The organism is Paenibacillus sp. PvR098 (genome assembly GCF_017833255.1).
Lineage (GTDB): Bacteria > Bacillota > Bacilli > Paenibacillales > NBRC-103111 > Paenibacillus_G.
The window spans coordinates 3,875,656-3,895,487 of sequence record NZ_JAFIBU010000001.1 but is presented as its reverse complement, the minus strand read 5'-3'; the positions used below and the strand labels follow the sequence as shown (position 1 = coordinate 3,895,487).

Below are 19,832 nucleotides of genomic sequence, written 5' to 3'. Positions count from 1 at the left end.
CTCATAGTCAACAATCTCATTGATAAACGGCCCGTTTTAAATGATCGTCAATCCTCCATCGGCGACAATAACTGATCCTGTGATGAACGAAGATTCGTCAGATGCCAAAAAGAGAGCAATATTCGCAATTTCTTCCGGCTGTGCTCCTCGACCAAGGGGGGTTGCATCGGAAGCCACTTTGTCTAACTCAGGTAAAATTTCTTCCATTTCCTTTGTCATCGGCGTAATCACATACCCTGGAGCAATGACATTGACACGGATTCCTTTTTTCGCATACGATGCAGCGACTTGACGGGTAAACGAAATAATGGCCCCCTTTGAAGCCGAATAGGAAGGACCGCCCGGGCTGTTGATTAAGGCAGCAGTAGATGCTTTATTGATAATAGTTCCACCGCCAGCTCGTATAAGTTCAGGAATACTATGCTTCACCACAAGGAACATACCTTTAGTGTTTACGTTTTGGATCTTATCCCATTCTTCCGCACTTATTTCTTCTACAGGAATCATAAAGTTCTTATGAGCAATCCCTGCATTGTTATAAACCGTAGTTAACTTCCCAAAAGTATCAATCGTCTTCTGAATTGCTTCCTTCACTTGATCTTCATTGATAACGTCGCATTGAATAGCGATGGCTTCTCCACCAGCGTCGTTTACCAGGCTAGCGGTTTCTTCGATTTTTCTTGCATCCAAATCGATTACTGCCACTTTCGCTCCTTCACGGGCAAAAACAACTGCCGCTGCTCGCCCCATACCTCCCGCTGCCCCAGTAATAAACGCGACTTTATTTTCTAAGCGCTTTGTCAACTTCGGATTCCTCCCAGTAGGTTATTTAATTCTTGAAACACTGCTGAACAATGGCAGCGAATTTATAGTGCTCATATGCTTTTCTTAGAAAAAAACTGCTAGATTGTCCATCCCCAGTGTCGTCTGATCGATCAGTATTTCTCTTGTTTTTAATTTAAACTCTTGCCCTGTACGCGTCAGGATATCGTTACGGACACAGGTAACAAGATTATAATCAGGTTCGTTGCCTCGACTACGGGTTAGAAGAAGGTAACTCTTTACCTTAAATTCATGTTCAGCCGTTTGCTCGACACGAACATTACTGATAAACCTTCTTGTGCGAGAAGGCGGATCTTCTGCCCAAGCAAATTCCGTCTCAACCCGCTCAATACGTTTTTTCATGGAAGCATAGTTCTCCTCAAAGTGATACATATCTCCAATAAAGCCTTCTCCGCGTATTCGCTCGCGATTCGTCCTTACAGGCATCACGTAATGCATCTCTTGATCTAACATGTCTAACCATTTCCTAAATTCCCCACTGTCCAGTACTTCTGCTTCACTTTGCAAAAATTCAAGGATTTCAAAATAAATAGGATTTCCAATTCTAATGTTAGTCGAAAGCATGTACTCTCCTCCTCTGCATTTTTTTGGAATTTAGTATCTCATTGCTCATTCACTGTTCTCTGTCAATAATTTCTGCCATTGGCGCCAAATGTTCAATTGGTTTGCCTCGCTATAATCCCCCTGATATACCGTTCCAGGACCCGGCCAATCACCTTGTTCGGGTTTTCGATCAATCCCCATACGATAAATAAATTTTAATTTCGATGATGCTATATATCCCTTCGTAGCCCGAGTAATATTTTTCCACATTTCTGTGTCATCTTGTTCCAGCATGCCACTCGAACCAAATGTTCGGACATACGTCTCTCTTGCAAGCTCTTTCCACCAATCGGGCGCTTCTTTTTCGACAAGGACCCATGAAAAGACTTCCATTTCATGTGGTCCTTTCGGAACCCACTGTCTTAATGTCAAATATGAACCCGGGTTTTTTCCATCTTCTGTTGCCCAAGAGAAGTATCCAAACGACATGTTCGGATAAATGTTCCCATGGATATAAGCAAGTCGTCTAAACGCTTTTTGATGTTCAGGTGTTAATTTCTGTTCAATCTGTTCGACGATATCTTGGGGAACACCGTAAAAAGGCGGAATTTCATATTCGGGGGGACCACCGATCAGTCCAAGACCATTTCCATTCTCACAAGAAACATGAACCCCGTAAAACGCAAACTTCGGATCGCCACTCGGAACAAGTTTTAATTGGACCGCCGATTGGTGGGTCATAAATGTATGGTAAGCATCCCCAACAAAGTTGTCGGCTCCTAGTTTCCAGTTAGATTTCACGGTCCAACGCTGCGGCACTCCGATTACTTCCATTCCCCCATTGGTATGACTTAGCATCATATCCAGGTACCACTTCAAGCTTCCGAGCTGCTCTTCTAACGGAGGAGCTGAATCATTAAAGGTACCAAAAATAATCCCTGCATATGTGGCAGCTCTCGCCTTTACCAGACTGTATTGGCTTTTATCAAAGGCATCGCCGAAAGCCTCTTTATGTGCCGGAACTCCGATGAGGTCTCCATTCTGTTTAAACGTAAACCCATGGTAAGGACATCGAAAATGAGAAGAATTCCCCATTTCCGAGCGGCATACAGGAGATCCTCTATGAGTACATGCGTTTAGTACGACGTTGATAACATTGCTCTCTGAACGTGAAACAATTACCTCTTCATTTCCAATATACCTTAAAACATAATCGCCTTTATTTGGTATCTCAGATTCATGAGCAACTGGAATCCAGACTTTAGAAAAAATCTTTTCAATTTCCATCTGATGAATTTCAGGATCACCGATGGCTCGTGCTGAAATATACCCTTCATCCAAATCCAACAAATCTCTTACCTTTGTCCCGTCCGATAAACAAACATCTTCGCCCACATTCTTTTGAATCGCCACTTGATCATCTCTCCCTTCTCTTCGTCAACGCATTCTACGTTCTGTGTAGCCACAAAAGAAAGAAAGTAGAACAAAGGAACCAATAAACTCCTGATCTGACCGGCGAACTTTTAATCCCAAGGTTCACTGTTTCTCAAAATAGTGTATGCGCTTACAAAAAAAATATACATAATGAAATTACAAGCGTATTATTACAGAGCCTAAACCCAAAAAGTCCAAAAAGAAGATCCGTCGTCGGCAAAGAGAAAAAACAAACCGCCTAGCGATTTGGCATCGTTCAAAAGCTACATTTATGGGAACCACTCCGAGAATAAGCCTGGCAAGTCTGCTGCGATAGCACTCAGCTAATACAGTTCTTTCAACAGCTGTTTCATCATCGGCTCGTTTGGTAAGAACACCGAATCCGCCTTCTCCACAACTTAACATGCAGCCGGATAGGGGATGAGGAAGGAAAGTTCCTCATCCCCTCATGACTATTATTTTTTCGGCTCAATCCTGACCTTAACGGAAACTGGTTTCTTCAGATCAGGCAGCTTGACGGTCAATGCTTCGGCGTCGTAATCCATGTAAGACTCTCCGTCAATCCAGACAGCTGATATGGCAATACTTCCCGGAGGCAGATAATCCGGTTGAACCCTCAGCACTTGATCCCGGAATGCACCCGGTTTGGGTTTAAAGTAGAAATCCATCGGCTGTTTAGTGATCAGCAGATTGGTATAGACCGACGCCAGATAGGCTAACTCGAAGGAATGATAACCACTCATCGAATGAGACCCTTTTTGCCGTTCATTCCCGAGCAAATACGGCAAACCGTTCGCCAGGACGTTGAAGTATACGCCTCCCGCATCGTGATCGAGGAACCAGGCATTATAGAAGGAGGAAGATTCACGGGCCAGCTTTAAATATTCGCTATTGCCCAAAGACCCCGCCATGATTAAATAAGCCAAAATCGCCTGCTCCTGCTGCCACCACGCTTTCCGGTCGTGCCAAACGAAACGATGCTTCTCCTGCCCTTCTGAAAGGCTGCGCTCCATGACATCGTACCAGCCGCCACGCTGCAGATCCGCTCCTACCTTCGGCATGATTTGAGCGATTTGCTCTGCAAAAGTGACATAATCGCCGTTCGGATGAACATGATGGATCCGAAGCAGGTTCCAGGCAATTTTCAAGTTATGTCCTACTACTGCCCTGTTTTGCTGCCAGCTCCATTCCTGATCGTGGCTCCAATCCTCGTGAAAGCGCTCATTCACGAAAGGACTGTTCTCATAATCGGGAAAATGCTGCTGAATCATATCTGCGGTATAGGCGAGCATTTCTTTGAACTTGTCGTCGTTCAGTGCAAGGCAGAGGTTGATCAAATAAGCGGGAGCATGGTCGCCGACAGAGTTCCAGTTTTTACGGGCACGGTTTTTATCCAGCGACTCGCTGCGCGGATTGAAGGTAACCGGGTCAATGTGAGAGAAATAGCCGCCTTTTTCCTTATCGAGAAAAAATTTTTCAAACAAGTGGATGGTCTTCTCAATGTCATCTAATATACGGCTGTCTCCTGTGATACGAAACGTCTGTGTAGGACCGGCGAGCGCATAAATTTGCTCATACATCGGGATGGCATGATAATCGTCACCGAACTCAGAGGCCAAAATTTTCTTATCGTCATAGCCGTTCACATCAATCCCATGGTACCAATAAACAATATTCTCCCGCGTATCCACATTGCGCATATGATCCCGCAAATACTCGGTTCCCTTCTCTGCCGCCTCCAAAAACCGTTCATCCCCGGTCAGCATATAGGCCGAAGCAAAGCCGTACACCAGGCGCGAGATCGTATCCGTTTCCTGTCGGTTCGTGTTATTGATCTTCTTTCCTTCAAGCGTCAATGCCGTCCGGTAATTACGGTAATTGATTTCCCCGCCTTCAAATTGGGAGCGCAAATAAAAGTCCGCTAAATTTTGCAGCTGCTGAACCCACCAGTCACGCTCCTCAAAGCGGAATTCCGACCCTTGCTTTCCATTGAAGACCAGATGCTTCGCTTCCAGACGCGTGCTCCCGCTTTCCGGATAGAAGACGCCGTAGGCAAACAGGTAGCTGCCTGCTTGGATGAGCTCCTGCATCTGGCCGGTACGATCCAAATACGGCTCACCGAAATTACGCACCAATTCCCCGTACGTTGTTGAAGTCAGCTCAATTTCGTATTCCCTGCCGTCCGTGGTCTTAAGCTTAAATTTATTTGCACTCCAATCTGTCGAGGTAACATAGCCCGCAACCAGATCCGAAAAAGTAAAGTTCAAGTTATTCATTCGATTCCTCCATCTATTTGGACATGAAAACAGCAACACTTCTGCCTGCTGCCGGATAGACTGACCCGTTAAACTGTACTTCCTGGCCGTCGGAAACGATATCCTGGGGGGCCGCCAGCGACGTGTCCGCCACCCGATACCATGAACGATTGCTTATAGATGGAAGTTCAAAATCAAGATCTCGGTAATCCATATTAAGAATGACGTGAATATCGGTATCATGATTCAGTCCGCCCAAGGTAAAGGAAAGCACCCTAGACTCCGGATCGTTCCATCCTGGACTGAACAATTTACATCCGTGCCACATCATGTCCTGCAGCCCCCGGTCATTCAATTCACCGTTGAAAAATCTTCTCCGATGCAGTACGGGATGCCTTTTGCGGAAGGCGATCATTTCCTTAAAGAAACGGTAGATGTCCTGGTTCTTTTCCGTAAGACGCCAATCAAACCAGCTGATTTCGTTATCCTGGCAATAAGCATTATTATTTCCGTGCTGCGTTCTTCTGATTTCATCCCCTGCCAAGATCATCGGAACCCCCTGAGATAGCAAGAGGAATGATGCCATGTTTTTAACCTGTCGGTTGCGGAGACCTTCAATTTCCCGGTCGTTGGTCTCCCCTTCGTATCCGCAGTTCCAGCTCAGATTGTCATTAATACCGTCTTGGTTCCACTCGCCGTTGGCTTCATTATGCTTCCCGTTATAGGAAACCAAATCATTTAATGTAAAGCCGTCGTGGCAAGTAATAAAGTTGATGCTGTTAATCGGTAGATGCCCGCTCGATTGATAAATATCCGCACTCCCTGCGATTCGCGAGGCAGCTTCCCCAACGATGCCGGGGTCCCCTTTGGCGAACCGGCGGATGTCGTCGCGGAACCTGCCGTTCCATTCCGCCCAGCGGTACCCTGGGAAATGCCCGATTTGATATAGACCCGCCGCATCCCAAGCTTCTGCAATGATTTTCGTATCGGACAGCGTCTCCGAAAGCTCAATATGCCACACAACGGGAGGATGCACCATGGGCCGTCCGTCTTCTCCCCGAGTCATGATCGAGCCCTCATCAAAGCGGAAGCCGTCAACGTGCATTTCCTGCACCCAAAATTCCAGACACTCGACGATCATCTTCTCCACGATCGGGTGATTGCAGTTGACGGTATTGCCACAGCCGGAATAATCCATATAAAATTCCTTGTTCTCGCTTAGATAATAATAGGTGCTGTTGTCCAGTCCCTTAAAATTAAGCGTGGGCCCCATATGATTGCCCTCATTCGTATGGTTAAAGACAACATCCAGGATGACTTCTATTCCTGCCTTATGCAGCGCCTTCACCATATCGCGGAACTCGTTGATGTGCTCGGTGGCTTCCGAATCCACGCAGTAGGCCCGGTGCGGAGCAAAATAACTGACCGTGCTGTAACCCCAATAATTCATAAGAATTTCCCCATTTTCCGGAGACATTCGTAACACTTCTTTGTCGTCGAATTCGAACACGGGCATCAGTTCTACTGCCGTAATGCCCAGGTCTTTTAAATAAGGGATTTTCTCAATAATGCCCCGAAATGAACCCGGATGGTCTACCTCTGAAGTAGGGGATTTTGTAAACCCGCCTGGATGCATTTCATAAATGACCGTTTCGCTCATCGGGCGGTTGATGGGCTTATCGCCTTCCCAATCATAATCCGCAACATCGATGATCGCGCTGCGCATGGAGGTCGTCAGGTTATCCTCCGGCGTGCATGCATCGACCCGGTTCCACAGCACGTTGCTGTTGCCTTTGGCATAAGGGTCTATCAATACTTTGTTTTTATTGAAGCGCTGACCCTGCTTCGGATCAAAAGGACCGTCCACCCGATAAGCGTAATACATCCCGGGCTTTGCGCCTTTTATATAGAGATGCCAGAAATGAAAGGTTTTGTTTTCAATAGGATAGAAAGGAACCGTTAAGAACGGTTCGACGGACTGGGGGCCTTCGAATAAGAGAAGCTCTACGCTAGTGGCATGACTGGAAAACAAAGAAAAATTGACGCCGTTCTGATCCGGGGTAGCCCCTAGCGGGTGAGGTCTTCCTGCGTATACCGATAAGCTTCCAACATACGTATCAATTGTGAACGCCATCTAATGTTTCACCTCATTGTTGGACATAAACACGAGTTTGCGGCCTAAGTCCTCCCGATTATCAGCGGTTAAAATATCCGCCCGCCCCTGTCTAAGCGCTTCGCAGTGGGTCGGCCACCACTCTTTGTTTTCCCGTTCGATCTGCTCGAACGTAGGACGCATTGACCGGCGGAAGTACCGCATTCTTCAACCCGGCAAACTGTATACCGTCTTCGATCATTCTGGCCGGCAGCGGGTTGGATACCCGACCCCGCCTGGAGTAATCTGCGGTTAGGCCGAGGTAGTCATTGACTCTTTTCTTGATGACATTCCTCCGGAAGTGGATTACGGTTCACGGCTTTCTCTATTTCTTCTAAAAATACACGGACAAAGGTTTCAACTACTTCTGGATGCTTCCCGGTGATTAAATTACCGTCAATGACCAGCTCTTGGGTCTGATCTCCCTCGAAAACAACCTCTGCCCCTGCATTTTGTACATCCGATATGACATTATGCGCACAGGTCACTTTTCGGCCGGCAAGCAGCTGCGGATCTGCACAGAAGAGCCAGAGGCTGTGGCAAATGGTTCCGATTTTCACCTGTCCCCGGTTCAATGCTTCAACCGCCGCCCTCAGAAATTGAACCGCCGGCGCTTGATTGAGCTGACCTTGCTTCGGATTCGCCTCATATCTCAGCCGGTCCATAGCGTAACCACCGATCAGCACAATACCGCAGTAATCCTCCGTACGGATGTCGGATACCTCCACGTCCACCCTGACACAGCTTGTACCATCGTTGCCCACAAAGTCCAGATATTCTTTCCCCCACAAATGGCTGATATAATCGACTGAATAACCGTTCTTAGGAAAATATTCATTAAACGCCCGAAACTCGGTCTCATCATAATGGGACTCGACCAACACCCCGATCTTCCCCTTGGTCTTTCCTTGAGCAGGTATTCTCCCATAATGGATATCGTCCGCCATTTGCTTTACATCCCTTCTCTTCAATTTATTTCGTGTTGGAAATATTAACCAAACAGTATGTATTCTATTTAGCTGAGACGGTGATTATCACGCTTTTCTCCTAAAAAATAATTTAGAATTCATATGATTTTGTTTTCACGGTCAAGGCGTATATGATTTCGACGGTACGACCTAGATACTCACGAAGCAGGACTTCCATTTACCTTCCTCTTATACAAGGGAACATCCGAAATGTAAGCCAAGAAAAAAGAGACCCGGCTGAGGTCTCCTTTTTTACTTCTATTTAATTTTAGTCCACTTACCAACTTTTCTTTGAAATCTCTTATCGCTAGCTCTTTACAACAAAAAATAGGATTCCTCCTTGGTAATTGCTAAAGTCACCAAGGAGGAACCCTACTATGGCAATAGGAAGCGGTGATAACTATATGCGTTCAATGGCGGAATAACCATACGCAATGTTATTTATTTAATTTTGAAGATAGATACAGACTCATTCAAGCCTTCGGCAAGCTGCGAGAGTGATTGTGCAGTCGCCGCCGTTTCCTCTGATGCCGCAGCCGCCTGCTCAGTTGCGGATGAGATGTTTTCAATCGAATGCATCACCTCGTTGGACTGGGCAGCCTGCTCTTCACACGCAACCGCAATTTCGCCTACTTTACGTTCCGTTTCGTTAATCATTTCAATAATTCTTTCAAAGGCTTTCCCTGTCTCTTCGGAATGATTCACGCCTTCAGAAACAGCCATTACACTCTTACGAGTGTTTTCCTGCATCCCTTTAATAATAGCTGTAATTTGCTTGGTTGCATCACCACTGCGTTCGGCGAGCTTTCTAACCTCATCCGCGACCACTGCAAATCCTCTGCCTTGTTCTCCGGCGCGTGCGGCTTCGATGGCTGCGTTAAGGGCGAGCAGATTGGTTTGCTCCGCGATGTCGTCAATGACTTCGATAATATCCCCGATTTTATTGGAGTCTTCCTCAAGTCGTGTCATTTGCGAGCTGACCTGGGTCATGCCGGTTATGGATTTTTTGACTATATCTCCGCCTTCATGCGCGATGCCTGTCGTTTTAGAAGCCATTTCAGCCGCTTCCTCTGCGCTTTCTGCAACGGAATTGATTGCCACGGACAATTCGTTGAACAGCTCCTGCATGTTCTGCGCGGCTTCTGCCTGTGATGCGTTTCCGCCGGCAATCTCTTGCGTCGTTGCAGAAATTTGTTCCGATGCGGCAGTGACTCTTTCAGAGGAATCTATCACTCCCCCGATTAAACCTCGTAATTTATGTACCATCTGGTTAACGGAGACAGATAGCTGCCCTAATTCATCGTTGGAACGAATTACGATTTCCTCGGTCAGATTTCCGTCTGCGATTTCTTCAGTCGAATTCATTAATTCTCTTAGAGGCGTAGTTATGGAACGGACAATCCAGAATACGAGCAAGATTCCAAGTGCCATAGCTACAGCAATAACTGCGATGGTCGTAAGGAAAATGCCTCGGGTCGCTTCCGTGATCTCCGAAACATCAACAATTCCAATAATTTTCCATCCGGTGTCCGGATTAGTTACGAATACCGCCTTCTTCTGCTCACCATTAAAATTAACGTCAACCGTTCCAGAGGCTTTCTCGTAAAACTTTGCGGTCGATTCGGATTCGCTTTTGGAGCCTGGTTTTTCCGTCGGATGGATAATGATTTTTTGGTCTTTGTCCATAATAATGACATAGCCCTTTTGGCCTACCTTGATGTTTTTCACTTGTTCAGCCATTTTTGATAGCTTCAATGTCGCGCCCACAATCCCAGAACCATCATCGGATGTTTTCGATTGGATTACCACTACATTACCTGACCCGTCCGCGGAGGCGATGGCATCATTAACGACAGCTTTCCCCTTACTTTCCATGGCCTTAATAAACCACGGCCGTTTGGAAGGATCAAAGTCTGCGGCCAGCTTTAATTCAGGCAATGTATACATTGCACGGTTATGCGTTGCAAAATGTACATTTTCAAATTCAGCGTTTATCTCCAAAAATGTTTCAAATACTTTTCGGATCTCCGGAGCCGATAAATCAGCATTAAGATTTTTCCCCAAATAATCGATATTTGATAAGCTTGAGGCCATAATATCCTTAATTTGATTGTTCGTAAAATCAACGCTGATGCTTGCATTTTGCTCAATTTGCTCGGTAATCTGGCTCTTTGCATTCTGATATGAAGACCATCCGATGGCGCTGCATGGCAAAATTAAAATCACTAGAAACGCGATCATTAGTCGGTACTTAATGCTCATTTTCAACATGCTTGTGTGTTCCCCCTCTGAGTTGTACACTGTATACTACCTTTGTTTCCAGAAGTTCCGTTAAGCGCGCTCGGCATTACCTCCCTGATTTTGATACCTAATAAAAAAAGAAACTGTCCCCATTATAAAAAACGGGGCAGTCTCTTTTTCCCCCATTGACGGCCCGGCTGCCATAGCATGAAACTTTAGACCCGTGGCTTTGCGTCCCTGCCTTTCGACAGGTTTGCCTTTTTCAATTGGTAAAATGACAATTTTCGACAAATTGACTAACTCATAGTAACATGCTGGTGTTACTAATATCAAGTAGCAATTCAGGAACGAATGATTAAATCCCCGACATCACATACATATGAACACTTTCCGGCATTTTCTCCTTATCCGTCCATAGTAAGGCTCGTAGCAGGAAAATACAGACATATTTTTTATTGATTCCACTATGACATTAGGGCTCACATTGCTTTATGCGTATGCCGCAATACCAATTCGAGCGGGTAGGCTTTATTTTTAGGTATTTTGTCCTTGTTCATACTGTAATATAATAAATACACAACACAGCTAAGCTATCAACATCTCAAATCGGAAAAATATTAAATTTTCTACCGTTGCTCATACATCATTTTGTCATACACCATTAGGAGGGTAATAGTGTGGTTCTACAATTAATTATTTATATAAGTTTGCTTCTTTCTTCCCTTTTTCTCATTTCACGGTATATTACCAATCGCAGAAAGCCTTTGAATTGGTTTTCTCCGCTCTCAGATAAACTGATCATCGGTTTTTTTTACGGGGTCATCGGCGTTTGTTTAATGTATATTGGCAAGGCGCTCAACGGCAATGTTGCAGATCTGCGGCAAATCGTCGTTGTTCTCGCTTTATTTTATGGGGGTTGGATCCCTACGCTGGTTTCCTCCCTGCTGCTTTTTATATTTCGTATTCTCATGTTTACCGATTCTTCTCCGGTAGCTTTTCTAATGAGTCTCATGTGCACGATAACCATCACTCAAATTATTATGAAGTCACAAATCCCAAGATCTAAGCAATGGTACACGATCACCTTAGCGGTCATGATAGAAGTTTATGCTTATTTATGGTACCTCGGAGCTTACTCCAGTTTGTTTGATCCTGAACTTTTACACTTTGCGGTTGCTTTTATTTTGGGTTCGATTTTCTCCTATCATTTTATAGAATCCCTTAGGCAATCTTACAAAGTTATGGAAGAACTTCGCCAATCAAAAGAAAGGTTAGAACACAGCGAGGCCAATTATCGGTTGATTGCGGAAAATTCCTCGGACTTAATTGCTGTTCTGAGCGTGGAGGGAAACGCAGTGTATCTTTCTCCCTCTTATCTGCCGGTCATCGGTTTAAGAACAGAACAATTTATAGGAAAAGGGATCAAAGAAATGATACACCCAGAAGATTATCCTCAGCTGATTCAACTTTGGACGGAACTCGTCATAGAGAAAAAAGCGGCCCGAGCGGAATGCCGATACCTGCATGAAAGCGGTCATTGGGTTTGGATTGAATCCCATTACATGCCGGTGCTTGGCATCAAAGGTGAAATAGATAAGGTCGTTGTGATTAGCAGGGATGTTACGGAACGAAAACAAACAGAAGAACTCATACGAGAAACCGAGAAGCTATCCATGGTTGGCGAGCTCGCGGCGGGTATTGCCCATGAAATCCGCAATCCTTTAACGTCACTGAAAGGGTTCATTCAATTAATGAAGAAAGAAACGTTTAAGCCCTCTTTTTTAGACATCATGTATGAGGAACTGGATCGGATTGAGACCATCACCAACGAACTGCTCTATTTAGGCAAACCGCAAGTCCAGATGGTCAAGGAAACCAATATCAAGGAGCTTTTAGAGCAAATCATTGCATTTATGCACCCGCAAGCGTTATTGCATAATACGTTGGTAACCTTTCGGGCCGAAGATAAGCTTCCCCTGATCACGTGTGTCGATAACCATTTGAAACAAGTATTTATCAACTTGTTAAAGAATGCTCTTGAAGCAATGCCTGAGGGCGGTCAAATTTTCATAAAAACGAAGCAGGAAGATCAAGAAACGCTATTAATTTCTGTTGAAGATCAGGGAATCGGAATTCCGGAAGATCGCGTTGCGAAGCTGGGGGAACCGTTTTTCACTTTGAAAGAAAAGGGCACAGGCCTAGGGCTGACCGTCTGTAAAAAAATTATTAAAGACCATAACGGCAACATCACGTTCCGCAGTAAAGTCGGAATCGGAACGATCGCAGAAGTACGGCTGCCCATTTCAAATAGAATAACGGCTTAACATAAGAGCTCCCTCCCTGTCTGTCTTTACCCTGCCAAATTATGTCAGACACTTGGATGCCAGGTGATATTATGGAACGTGAATAGTCATGACTGGATGGGGATAACGAGATAACAACGGATTTCCATCGTTAAAGCGGGATTTCGTTTCGGAGTCGGATCAGGAAAAAAAAGAACCCACATCTCATAGTACAGAGTGAGTTCTTTCTATGCATACCTTTCAATCAAAATCATACACGCAACGGATCGCTGAGCATGACCCCAAGCAGCCATTGTCTCCACCACTAAAACTCGAACAGAGATCATACCCGACTAACAGATCAAGCCGCATGCAGCGACTGTCCCGACGAAATAAGCCAGCCTCAACCACCTGAGGTTTGGCTTCCGTTGTCGATACCGAAAACTGCTAAGTCCCCACTTCTTTTAATAAAGATACGTTAGAATTGTCGGATTATTCAACGAAATCCACATTGTGGTATACTTGTTGAACGTCCTCCAGATCCTCTAATGCATCTATCAATTTTTCAAATTGTGCCTCAGTGCCTTCTGGAAGTGTTACGTAATTTTGTGCAAGCATTGTTAATTCTGCAACTGTATAATCCGTTATGCCAACCTTTTTGAATGCTTCTTGTACTGCATGGAATGCGTCAGGTTCAGCATAAACGACAACATCTTCATCTTCCTCAAGAATATCGCGTACGTCTACATCGGCTTCCACTAATATCTCCATTACTTCATCAGCTGTTTTACCCGCTACGCCAATGACAGCCGTTTCATCAAACATATAGCTTACCGAACCGCTTACTCCCATGTTCCCACCGTTTTTGGTAAATGCAGCACGCACAGACGAAGCGGTACGGTTGACGTTGTTAGTCAAAGCATCCACAATGACCATGGATCCATTCGGTCCAAAGCCTTCATATCGAAGTTCTTCATAGTTTTCATCAGAGCTGCCTTTTGCCTTTTCAATCGCGCGGTCAATGATCGCTCTCGGCACATTGTACGTTTTTGCTCGCTCCAGTACGAATCTCAAGGCTTGATTCGATTCTGGATCGGGTTCGCCCTTCTTTGCAGCCACATAGATTTCGAGCCCAAACTTTGCATAAATACGACTGGTATTGGCATCCTTTGACGCTTTTTTCTCTTTAATATTGTTCCACTTACGGCCCATGCTGTTCCCGCTTTCTTGTTTTTATTTTTTATCCATTATAACTGATTTTCTTTAACAATGTGTACTTTTAATGATCGTATCGCATCCATATCAAAAAAAGAAAAAGCCAGCCAAACTTCCGAAGAAGCTTGACTGACTTTCAATGTCTATTGCTCATGTTTTACGCTTTTCGGATTTCTCATGCAAAATGGAGCGCAGCTCTTTGATCTCCTCCTCGGTCATAGATTGTTCTTCGATAAACTGAACCAGCATCGATTTCATCGTCCCGCCATAAATTCGTTTAAGAAAAGATTGTGTCTCGGCGCGTTGACATTCGCTTTGCGTGTATAGAGGAATAAAGGTATAAACCCTTTGATCCTGTTTGACGCCGATTACCTCTTTTTTGACCAGACGATCCAATAGAGTACGAATCGTCTTAGGCTTCCAATCCGTTTTTTCCTGCAAGGAGTGGATGACCTCGTTAGCGGTTTGTGGAGCCTTTTCCCAAAGCACATTCATGACTTCCCATTCTGCTTCAGAAATTCCTGGCACTTGTTTGGACATCCCCGTCACCCCTCATAAATTACATGTGTAGTTTACATGCTACCTTGGGAAATCTGCCGTTGCAATGTTCGGCGGATCCACCAAGATGTCATGAATATATGCCTTTATCCCTCAAAATTTTTAATGTGATTTCCGCCGCCTTACTCCCGTTCGAGTGATCTTCATTTTGAATGTTCGTTGCAAAGAAGTAGGTATTGCCATTGTTCTCTACATACCCAATAAACCATCCGTTTATATTTTTATGATTGACAGCGCCCGTACCTGTCTTGCCGGAAAGATGCGCGCCATCCTTTTCTTCCAATTTTATCGCATCTTTCACGGTCTGGATATGTTTCTCCTGGAATCCAAATTGGTTTGTATACAATGCCTTCAAAAGTTGTACCTGTTCAACCGGAGAAATTTTTAATGAAGATTCCAGCCAAAACGGCTCCGTTCCACCGGAAATGTCAGCATTCCCATAGCCTAATTGTTTTATATATGCCTGCAGCTTCGTCCGATCCATCCTGCTCTCCATAGCTTGGAAATACCAATTTACGGAGTTCTTCATCGCCGTAGACAAATTTTGATCCTTGTTCCATGCCTCATATGGATACATATCGCCATTCCATTCGATTTTGGAATTTTTGTCCGAAATGACGTTGGACTCCAGACCAATCAAAGCGCTATACATTTTGTAAGTGGAATCCGGGGAAACCCGCCATGTGCTTTTCCGTTCGTTGTAAATACGATATTGATCGGCATGCAGATCGTACAATACAAAAGCTCCTTCATAACCGGAAAAATAGGAACTTAGATCCTCGTAAACGGTACGTTCGCCTGTAAAGGAATAGCGTTGATCGTCATCGCGGGCCATCGCGGAAACGAGCGGAATTTGACTTGAAACGAAGACGCCCGCAAGCAAAAAAACAGCGAGGCTTTTTATTTTCAACCCCTTTGATTCAGCCTGAAATCTTGCAATCGTTTCGATGCGTTTTTTGATTTGGCTTTTTGGACTGACGAGTTGACTTGCCAAAGCGAAATTCATAGGCTGTGACGCTTTGTCCGCAAAGTTGATAATCGTATGGCCGTATTCGGCATGGCAATGGTCGTCCAATGATTGCAGCACAGCGATATCGCAGGCGATTTCACGATCCAATCTCATTTTTTTAAATGCGATCCAAACAAGGGGGTTGAACCAATAGATGAGTTGAAACACGACGATCCCATAATTCGTTATGTTATCCTTTTGTTTCAAGTGATTCAATTCGTGCAGAAAAATATATTTTATTTCGTCTAGAGAAAGCCATTCGGTGAATTGGACTGGAAACACAAGATACGTCTTAAACAAACCAACCAACATCGGAGATTTTACAAGCGGCGATTCCAAGACGATCAAATCTCTATCCATATGCAGATGTTGTTTGCACCGCTCTAATAAGTCTAAAACCTCTTGATTGGATACGCGACGGGACCTCTTTTTCATATTCCTGATTTTGAGCCAAGAATGCATGGTTAACATAGCAAAGGCGAACATCCCGGCAAACCAAACTGCGGGTGTAATGATCTGAAGAAATGCCGGAGCGGAACGATTTACGGAAATCGTAAATTCCTGCAGCCCATTCGCATTTCCAGGGTTTTGAGTTCCTGAGCCGGTTGCAGAAAAACCTATTCCATTGTATAGACTCCCATCGAAGCCGGCAAAAACCGTTCCGAATTGAAAAAAATGACTCGGGATCAACGGAATCGTTAATGCAACCATCAATAAAAACCATAAATTATAGTGCCATTTTGCAGTAAGCTGCTTTTGAAAGATTGCTTTAATCAGCATAATACCAGCGGTGGAAAAAAAAGAAACGACGATACTTATCACAAACATCGAAAAAAACATGCTGCCTGTCTCCCTCCTTCAACCTTTACAAAGGTACCTACTAAAAATATCGCATTTCTATATCGGTTTATCAAACTAACTTCTCAATGCCGACCCTCTAGGTACTCTCGGAGAACAGGTGCCGTTTTTCTTACGACATAAGCGCTCCCGCCGCGATTCTGCACATCTTCGATCATGACCGCCATCAATATATCGGTTCGTTCCGCATCATAAGCCACGAACCAACCGTTTTCTTGACCTTTCTCCTCTTTGCTTCTTTTTAACTCCGCTGTACCGGTTTTCCCCGCAATCCGACGACCTTTTACATACGATCCGTGTCCTGTACCCTTAGGATTTTCGACAACCTCAAGCAGCATGCGATTTACCGCTGTGGCCGTTTCCGGAGCCAGAACCGGCTCTCCCCATGGTTTGCCCCGAGGCTCCTCGCCTTCCATAAGCTCCAGTACTGGCGTTATCAGCTCCCCTCCATTGATAAATGGGGTATAGGATAAGGCCAGGTGCAGCGGACTCATCGCGACTTCTCCTTGTCCGTAGGAGGAATCGGCCAACAGGATCTCACTGGTTAAACCGTTGTTCGATAAACTCGCTTGGGGAAACGGGTACGAAATCGGCAAGGGCCTTCCAAACCCGAATTTTTTGGCCTCCTTGCTGAAATTGTCCACACCGATTTCGATTGCCTCTTGGGCCAAGTATATATTGTCTGAGTTTACGATAGCGTCCGTAAGGCTCTCGACGGGAACATCTCTTACCCGTTTCACATAATAGCTGCCCCAGCTTTCATCTTTCGCCCACCGTAATCCAGTGATGGTCTTGATCTCATTGACCGCGCTTACCCCAAGCTTTAATCCGATAGAAGCAGTGATCGGTTTAAATACGGAACCCGGTGCGTACAGTTTTGTAAATCGATTTAAAAGCGGCTTCTTGGGGTCTTCGTTCCACAAATTCCATTGTTCCGAAGATAACCCTTGAATAAAAAGATTCGGATCGTAAGCCGGACTGCTGACCAACGCCAAAATCTCACCCGTCCGGGGGTGAATGGCGGCCCCCGTTCCCGCGTCTGCCTTCAACGATCGATAAATCGAATCCTGCAGCAGCGCATCGATCGTCGTATGGATATTCTCTCCGTTCACAGGCTCGACCTTGGCAAGCGTTTCTTTTACCTGTCCTTCCGCTTTGACGATTGTGATTTGGATACCGTCCCGTCCCCTTAGTCGATCCTCGTAAAGCATCTCCATTCCCGCTTTCCCGACAACGTCGGTAGGACCGAACCGTTTTTCCGGATGCTTTTCGATATCTTCGGAAGTGACTTGTCGGATATACCCGGTCAAATGAGCGGCAGCTTCTCCGTATGGGTATATCCTTGCACTTTTCTCTCTTTTGGTTACCCCCTGCAAATCGCTAAAATCAAGTTTACCCCGATCTCCCGTCACATTGACGATGGGTACGAAAGCATCATCTTTGACCCATGAAGCCGCGAGTTTTTGCTGAATAAACGATTCCGGAACCGCAATCCTCTCCGCGAGCTTGGCGATTATTTCCTTCTTCGCATCCCCAAGCTGACCCGGAACGATCCCTAGCACTTCGATGCTTCCGTTTGCAGCAAGCTTCCGGCCAAACCGGTCATAGATGTCCCCCCTTTCCGCCTTCAGCGTACGAACGTTCACCTTATCTCCTTTTTCCATCGACGGGAATAGTAAGGATTCCTTCCATGCCACTTTCCATTCCTGATTCGTTTCTTTGTTTCTAATGATTTGCATGGCACCGTCGATAGCGATCGGTCCTGCCGCGGTGTCCATCTTAAGTTGATAAGGGAACGTCTTGATGTCCAATGCGTCTTTTCCCGCTTCGTCGGCATGAATAACGGGGGTAACGCTAAGATTGCTCATTTCGATCCCTTCGTAGATGGAATGATAGCGAGTGACGAACTCATCCTTCGTCATCATGTCTTGGGCCGGTTTGATCAGTTCGTACATTTGTTCATATTGTCCATGCTGCCAATACCCGATATAGCTTGTAAACACATCTTCCGGTTGAATCTTCTCTTTGCAGCCCGTCAGAACGCATAGGAATAGGAACATGCAGAATAAAAAACGAGCGTTCTTCATAAGGCACTCTCCTTTGAACAATAATTAAGGAATCATATGAAAGGCTCGCTAACTGCCTTATAAGCAATTTGCAAGCCTTTCATTGTGATTATTGTGACGGGTCCTTAGCGTTTCGCATCAAAGCGTCCAATGCAGCCTTGGAAGCCTGTGCGATGAGTGAGTTGTCATAGCCGGCATCCTTCTTATCGCGGCTTGACAGTATCGCAATGACGATGGGATCGCCGTTCTGAGGCCAAACAATACCAATGTCGTTTCGCGTTCCATAATTCCCTGCGCCGGTTTTATCTCCGACCGTCCAGCCCTCAGGTACACCCGCGCGAATCAGTTCGTCTCCTGTCGTGTTTCCTCGCAGCCAATCCGTAAGGATCGTACGTTTATTTGCCGGAAGCGCGTCACCGACTGTAAAAGCGTGAAGTGAGGTGGCAAGAGCCCTTGGCGTGCTTGTATCACGGTCGTCTCCAGGGGCGGCTTCGTTCAGCTCGGTTTCGTAGCGGTCCGCTTGTGTGACATTATCGCCGATTTGCTTAAGAATCGCTTCGAAGCCGGCGGGACCTCCTAGCCGCTTGAACAAGAGATTTCCCGCCGTATTATCGCTATAGCGAACGGCAGCATCGCTTATTTCCCTTAGAGTCATTCCAGTCGATACATGCTTTTCCGTAATGGGCGAATAGGTAACCAACTCATCACTGGAATAGGTGATGATTTCATCAAGTTCCTCGATCGAGCTCTTCAGCAGAACTGCACCTGCCGCCAGAGCTTTGTATGTAGACGCATAAGCGAACCGCTCATCTGGCCGGTAAGCAATCGTGCGTCCCGTTCCGGTATCGATTGCGTAAACGCCGAGCCTAGCATTATATTCGTTCTCTAGTTGTAAAAACGATTGATCCGTGACGGCCGGTTTAGCCGATGGCAATGTCTCTTCATTCTTGACAGCAGCCGTAGGCACTTCAGTCTTTGCGCAGCCGATCAGCGGCAGAAGAGCGATCAAAAACATCGATGCGGCCATTTTTAGCTTGTTTACTCGAAATATAAATCCATGTTTTGTTTTCAAAGTCCAATCCTCATTTCTGATCTTCAAAATACAAATGCGCTACTTTTTAGAAAACAAATCTATCCTCCATTCTTTAATTGATTACTTGTATAATCACATATTACAAGTGTAATCCAATACTACATTTGTAATCTGAAAATGTCAAACTCATTTTTTGTTCAATCAGGTCACTTTGGAACCTGAACTGCTAACTCCTACCGATTCAGTTTTAGCCCATGCCTCTCCTGAAATGACCTTACGGTATGCAAAGTTGTTAGACGAAACGGATTTACGCGAGAGGATCGAATCCTTAAGACTTGCCATCCCGCCAATACTCCTGCATGCGTCATGGCTGAC

General features: G+C 45.4%; 13 protein-coding genes, 1 pseudogene and 1 riboswitch. Of the genes and pseudogenes, 1 reads left to right on the top strand and 13 read right to left on the bottom strand.

The features are described 5' to 3' along the window. Positions 1-36: 36 nt before the first annotated feature. The 7 genes and pseudogenes from JOE45_RS19205 to JOE45_RS19175 form a co-directional block, all read right to left on the bottom strand. The gene (locus JOE45_RS19205; RefSeq protein WP_210022811.1) at positions 37-804 is read right to left on the bottom strand and encodes an SDR family NAD(P)-dependent oxidoreductase; all 768 of its coding nucleotides are present in this window, start codon (positions 802-804) and stop codon (positions 37-39) included. Between the two features lie 84 nt (positions 805-888). Then, positions 889-1,407, bottom strand: coding sequence for an aromatic-ring-hydroxylating dioxygenase subunit beta (locus tag JOE45_RS19200; RefSeq protein WP_210022812.1), 519 nt, complete (start codon positions 1,405-1,407; stop codon positions 889-891). 45 nt (positions 1,408-1,452) lie between these two features. Beyond that, on the bottom strand, positions 1,453-2,799 hold the full coding sequence (locus JOE45_RS19195) for an aromatic ring-hydroxylating oxygenase subunit alpha (protein ID WP_210022813.1): 1,347 nt from the start codon (positions 2,797-2,799) through the stop codon (positions 1,453-1,455). A 476-nt stretch (positions 2,800-3,275) separates the two neighbouring features. Beyond that, a complete protein-coding gene (locus JOE45_RS19190) occupies positions 3,276-5,096 on the bottom strand; it encodes an AGE family epimerase/isomerase (protein WP_210022814.1) in 1,821 nt (606 codons plus the stop codon). Between the two features lie 13 nt (positions 5,097-5,109). Beyond that, positions 5,110-7,209: a glycogen debranching protein GlgX gene (gene glgX / locus JOE45_RS19185; protein ID WP_210022815.1), complete on the bottom strand. Its 2,100-nt coding sequence runs from the start codon at positions 7,207-7,209 to the stop codon at positions 5,110-5,112. Between the two features lie 284 nt (positions 7,210-7,493). After that, entirely contained in the window at positions 7,494-8,174 is a 681-nt protein-coding gene (locus JOE45_RS19180) for a DJ-1/PfpI family protein (protein ID WP_210022816.1), read from the bottom strand. Positions 8,175-8,636: 462 nt separating this feature from the next. Next, positions 8,637-10,349 (bottom strand): annotated as a pseudogene (locus JOE45_RS19175) (methyl-accepting chemotaxis protein); the annotation flags it as partial. 271 nt (positions 10,350-10,620) lie between these two features. Further along, positions 10,621-10,704, bottom strand: a riboswitch (cyclic di-GMP riboswitch). A 409-nt stretch (positions 10,705-11,113) separates the two neighbouring features. Between JOE45_RS19175 and JOE45_RS19170 the strand changes: the two are divergent. Continuing rightward, the gene (locus tag JOE45_RS19170) at positions 11,114-12,760 is read left to right on the top strand and encodes an ATP-binding protein (protein ID WP_210022818.1); all 1,647 of its coding nucleotides are present in this window, start codon (positions 11,114-11,116) and stop codon (positions 12,758-12,760) included. Positions 12,761-13,210: 450 nt separating this feature from the next. Here JOE45_RS19170 and JOE45_RS19165 read toward each other — a convergent pair whose 3' ends face one another. From JOE45_RS19165 to JOE45_RS19140, 6 genes are all read right to left on the bottom strand, one after another. Then, positions 13,211-13,930 carry a YebC/PmpR family DNA-binding transcriptional regulator gene (locus tag JOE45_RS19165; protein WP_210022819.1) on the bottom strand — a complete coding sequence of 240 codons (720 nt, stop codon included), beginning with the start codon at positions 13,928-13,930 and terminating at the stop codon, positions 13,211-13,213. Between the two features lie 153 nt (positions 13,931-14,083). Beyond that, positions 14,084-14,473 (bottom strand): penicillinase repressor BlaI, encoded by a 390-nt coding sequence (blaI, locus tag JOE45_RS19160; RefSeq protein ID WP_210022820.1) that lies wholly within the window; start codon positions 14,471-14,473, stop codon positions 14,084-14,086. 88 nt (positions 14,474-14,561) lie between these two features. Beyond that, a complete protein-coding gene (locus tag JOE45_RS19155) occupies positions 14,562-16,340 on the bottom strand; it encodes a BlaR1 family beta-lactam sensor/signal transducer (RefSeq protein ID WP_210022821.1) in 1,779 nt (592 codons plus the stop codon). An 83-nt stretch (positions 16,341-16,423) separates the two neighbouring features. Then, positions 16,424-18,445 (bottom strand): penicillin-binding transpeptidase domain-containing protein, encoded by a 2,022-nt coding sequence (locus JOE45_RS19150; protein ID WP_210022822.1) that lies wholly within the window; start codon positions 18,443-18,445, stop codon positions 16,424-16,426. Between the two features lie 88 nt (positions 18,446-18,533). Next, the gene (bla, locus tag JOE45_RS19145) at positions 18,534-19,451 is read right to left on the bottom strand and encodes a class A beta-lactamase (RefSeq protein WP_210023568.1); all 918 of its coding nucleotides are present in this window, start codon (positions 19,449-19,451) and stop codon (positions 18,534-18,536) included. A 207-nt stretch (positions 19,452-19,658) separates the two neighbouring features. Next, positions 19,659-19,799: a hypothetical protein gene (locus JOE45_RS19140; RefSeq protein ID WP_210022823.1), complete on the bottom strand. Its 141-nt coding sequence runs from the start codon at positions 19,797-19,799 to the stop codon at positions 19,659-19,661. Between the last annotated feature and the right edge of the window lie 33 nt (positions 19,800-19,832).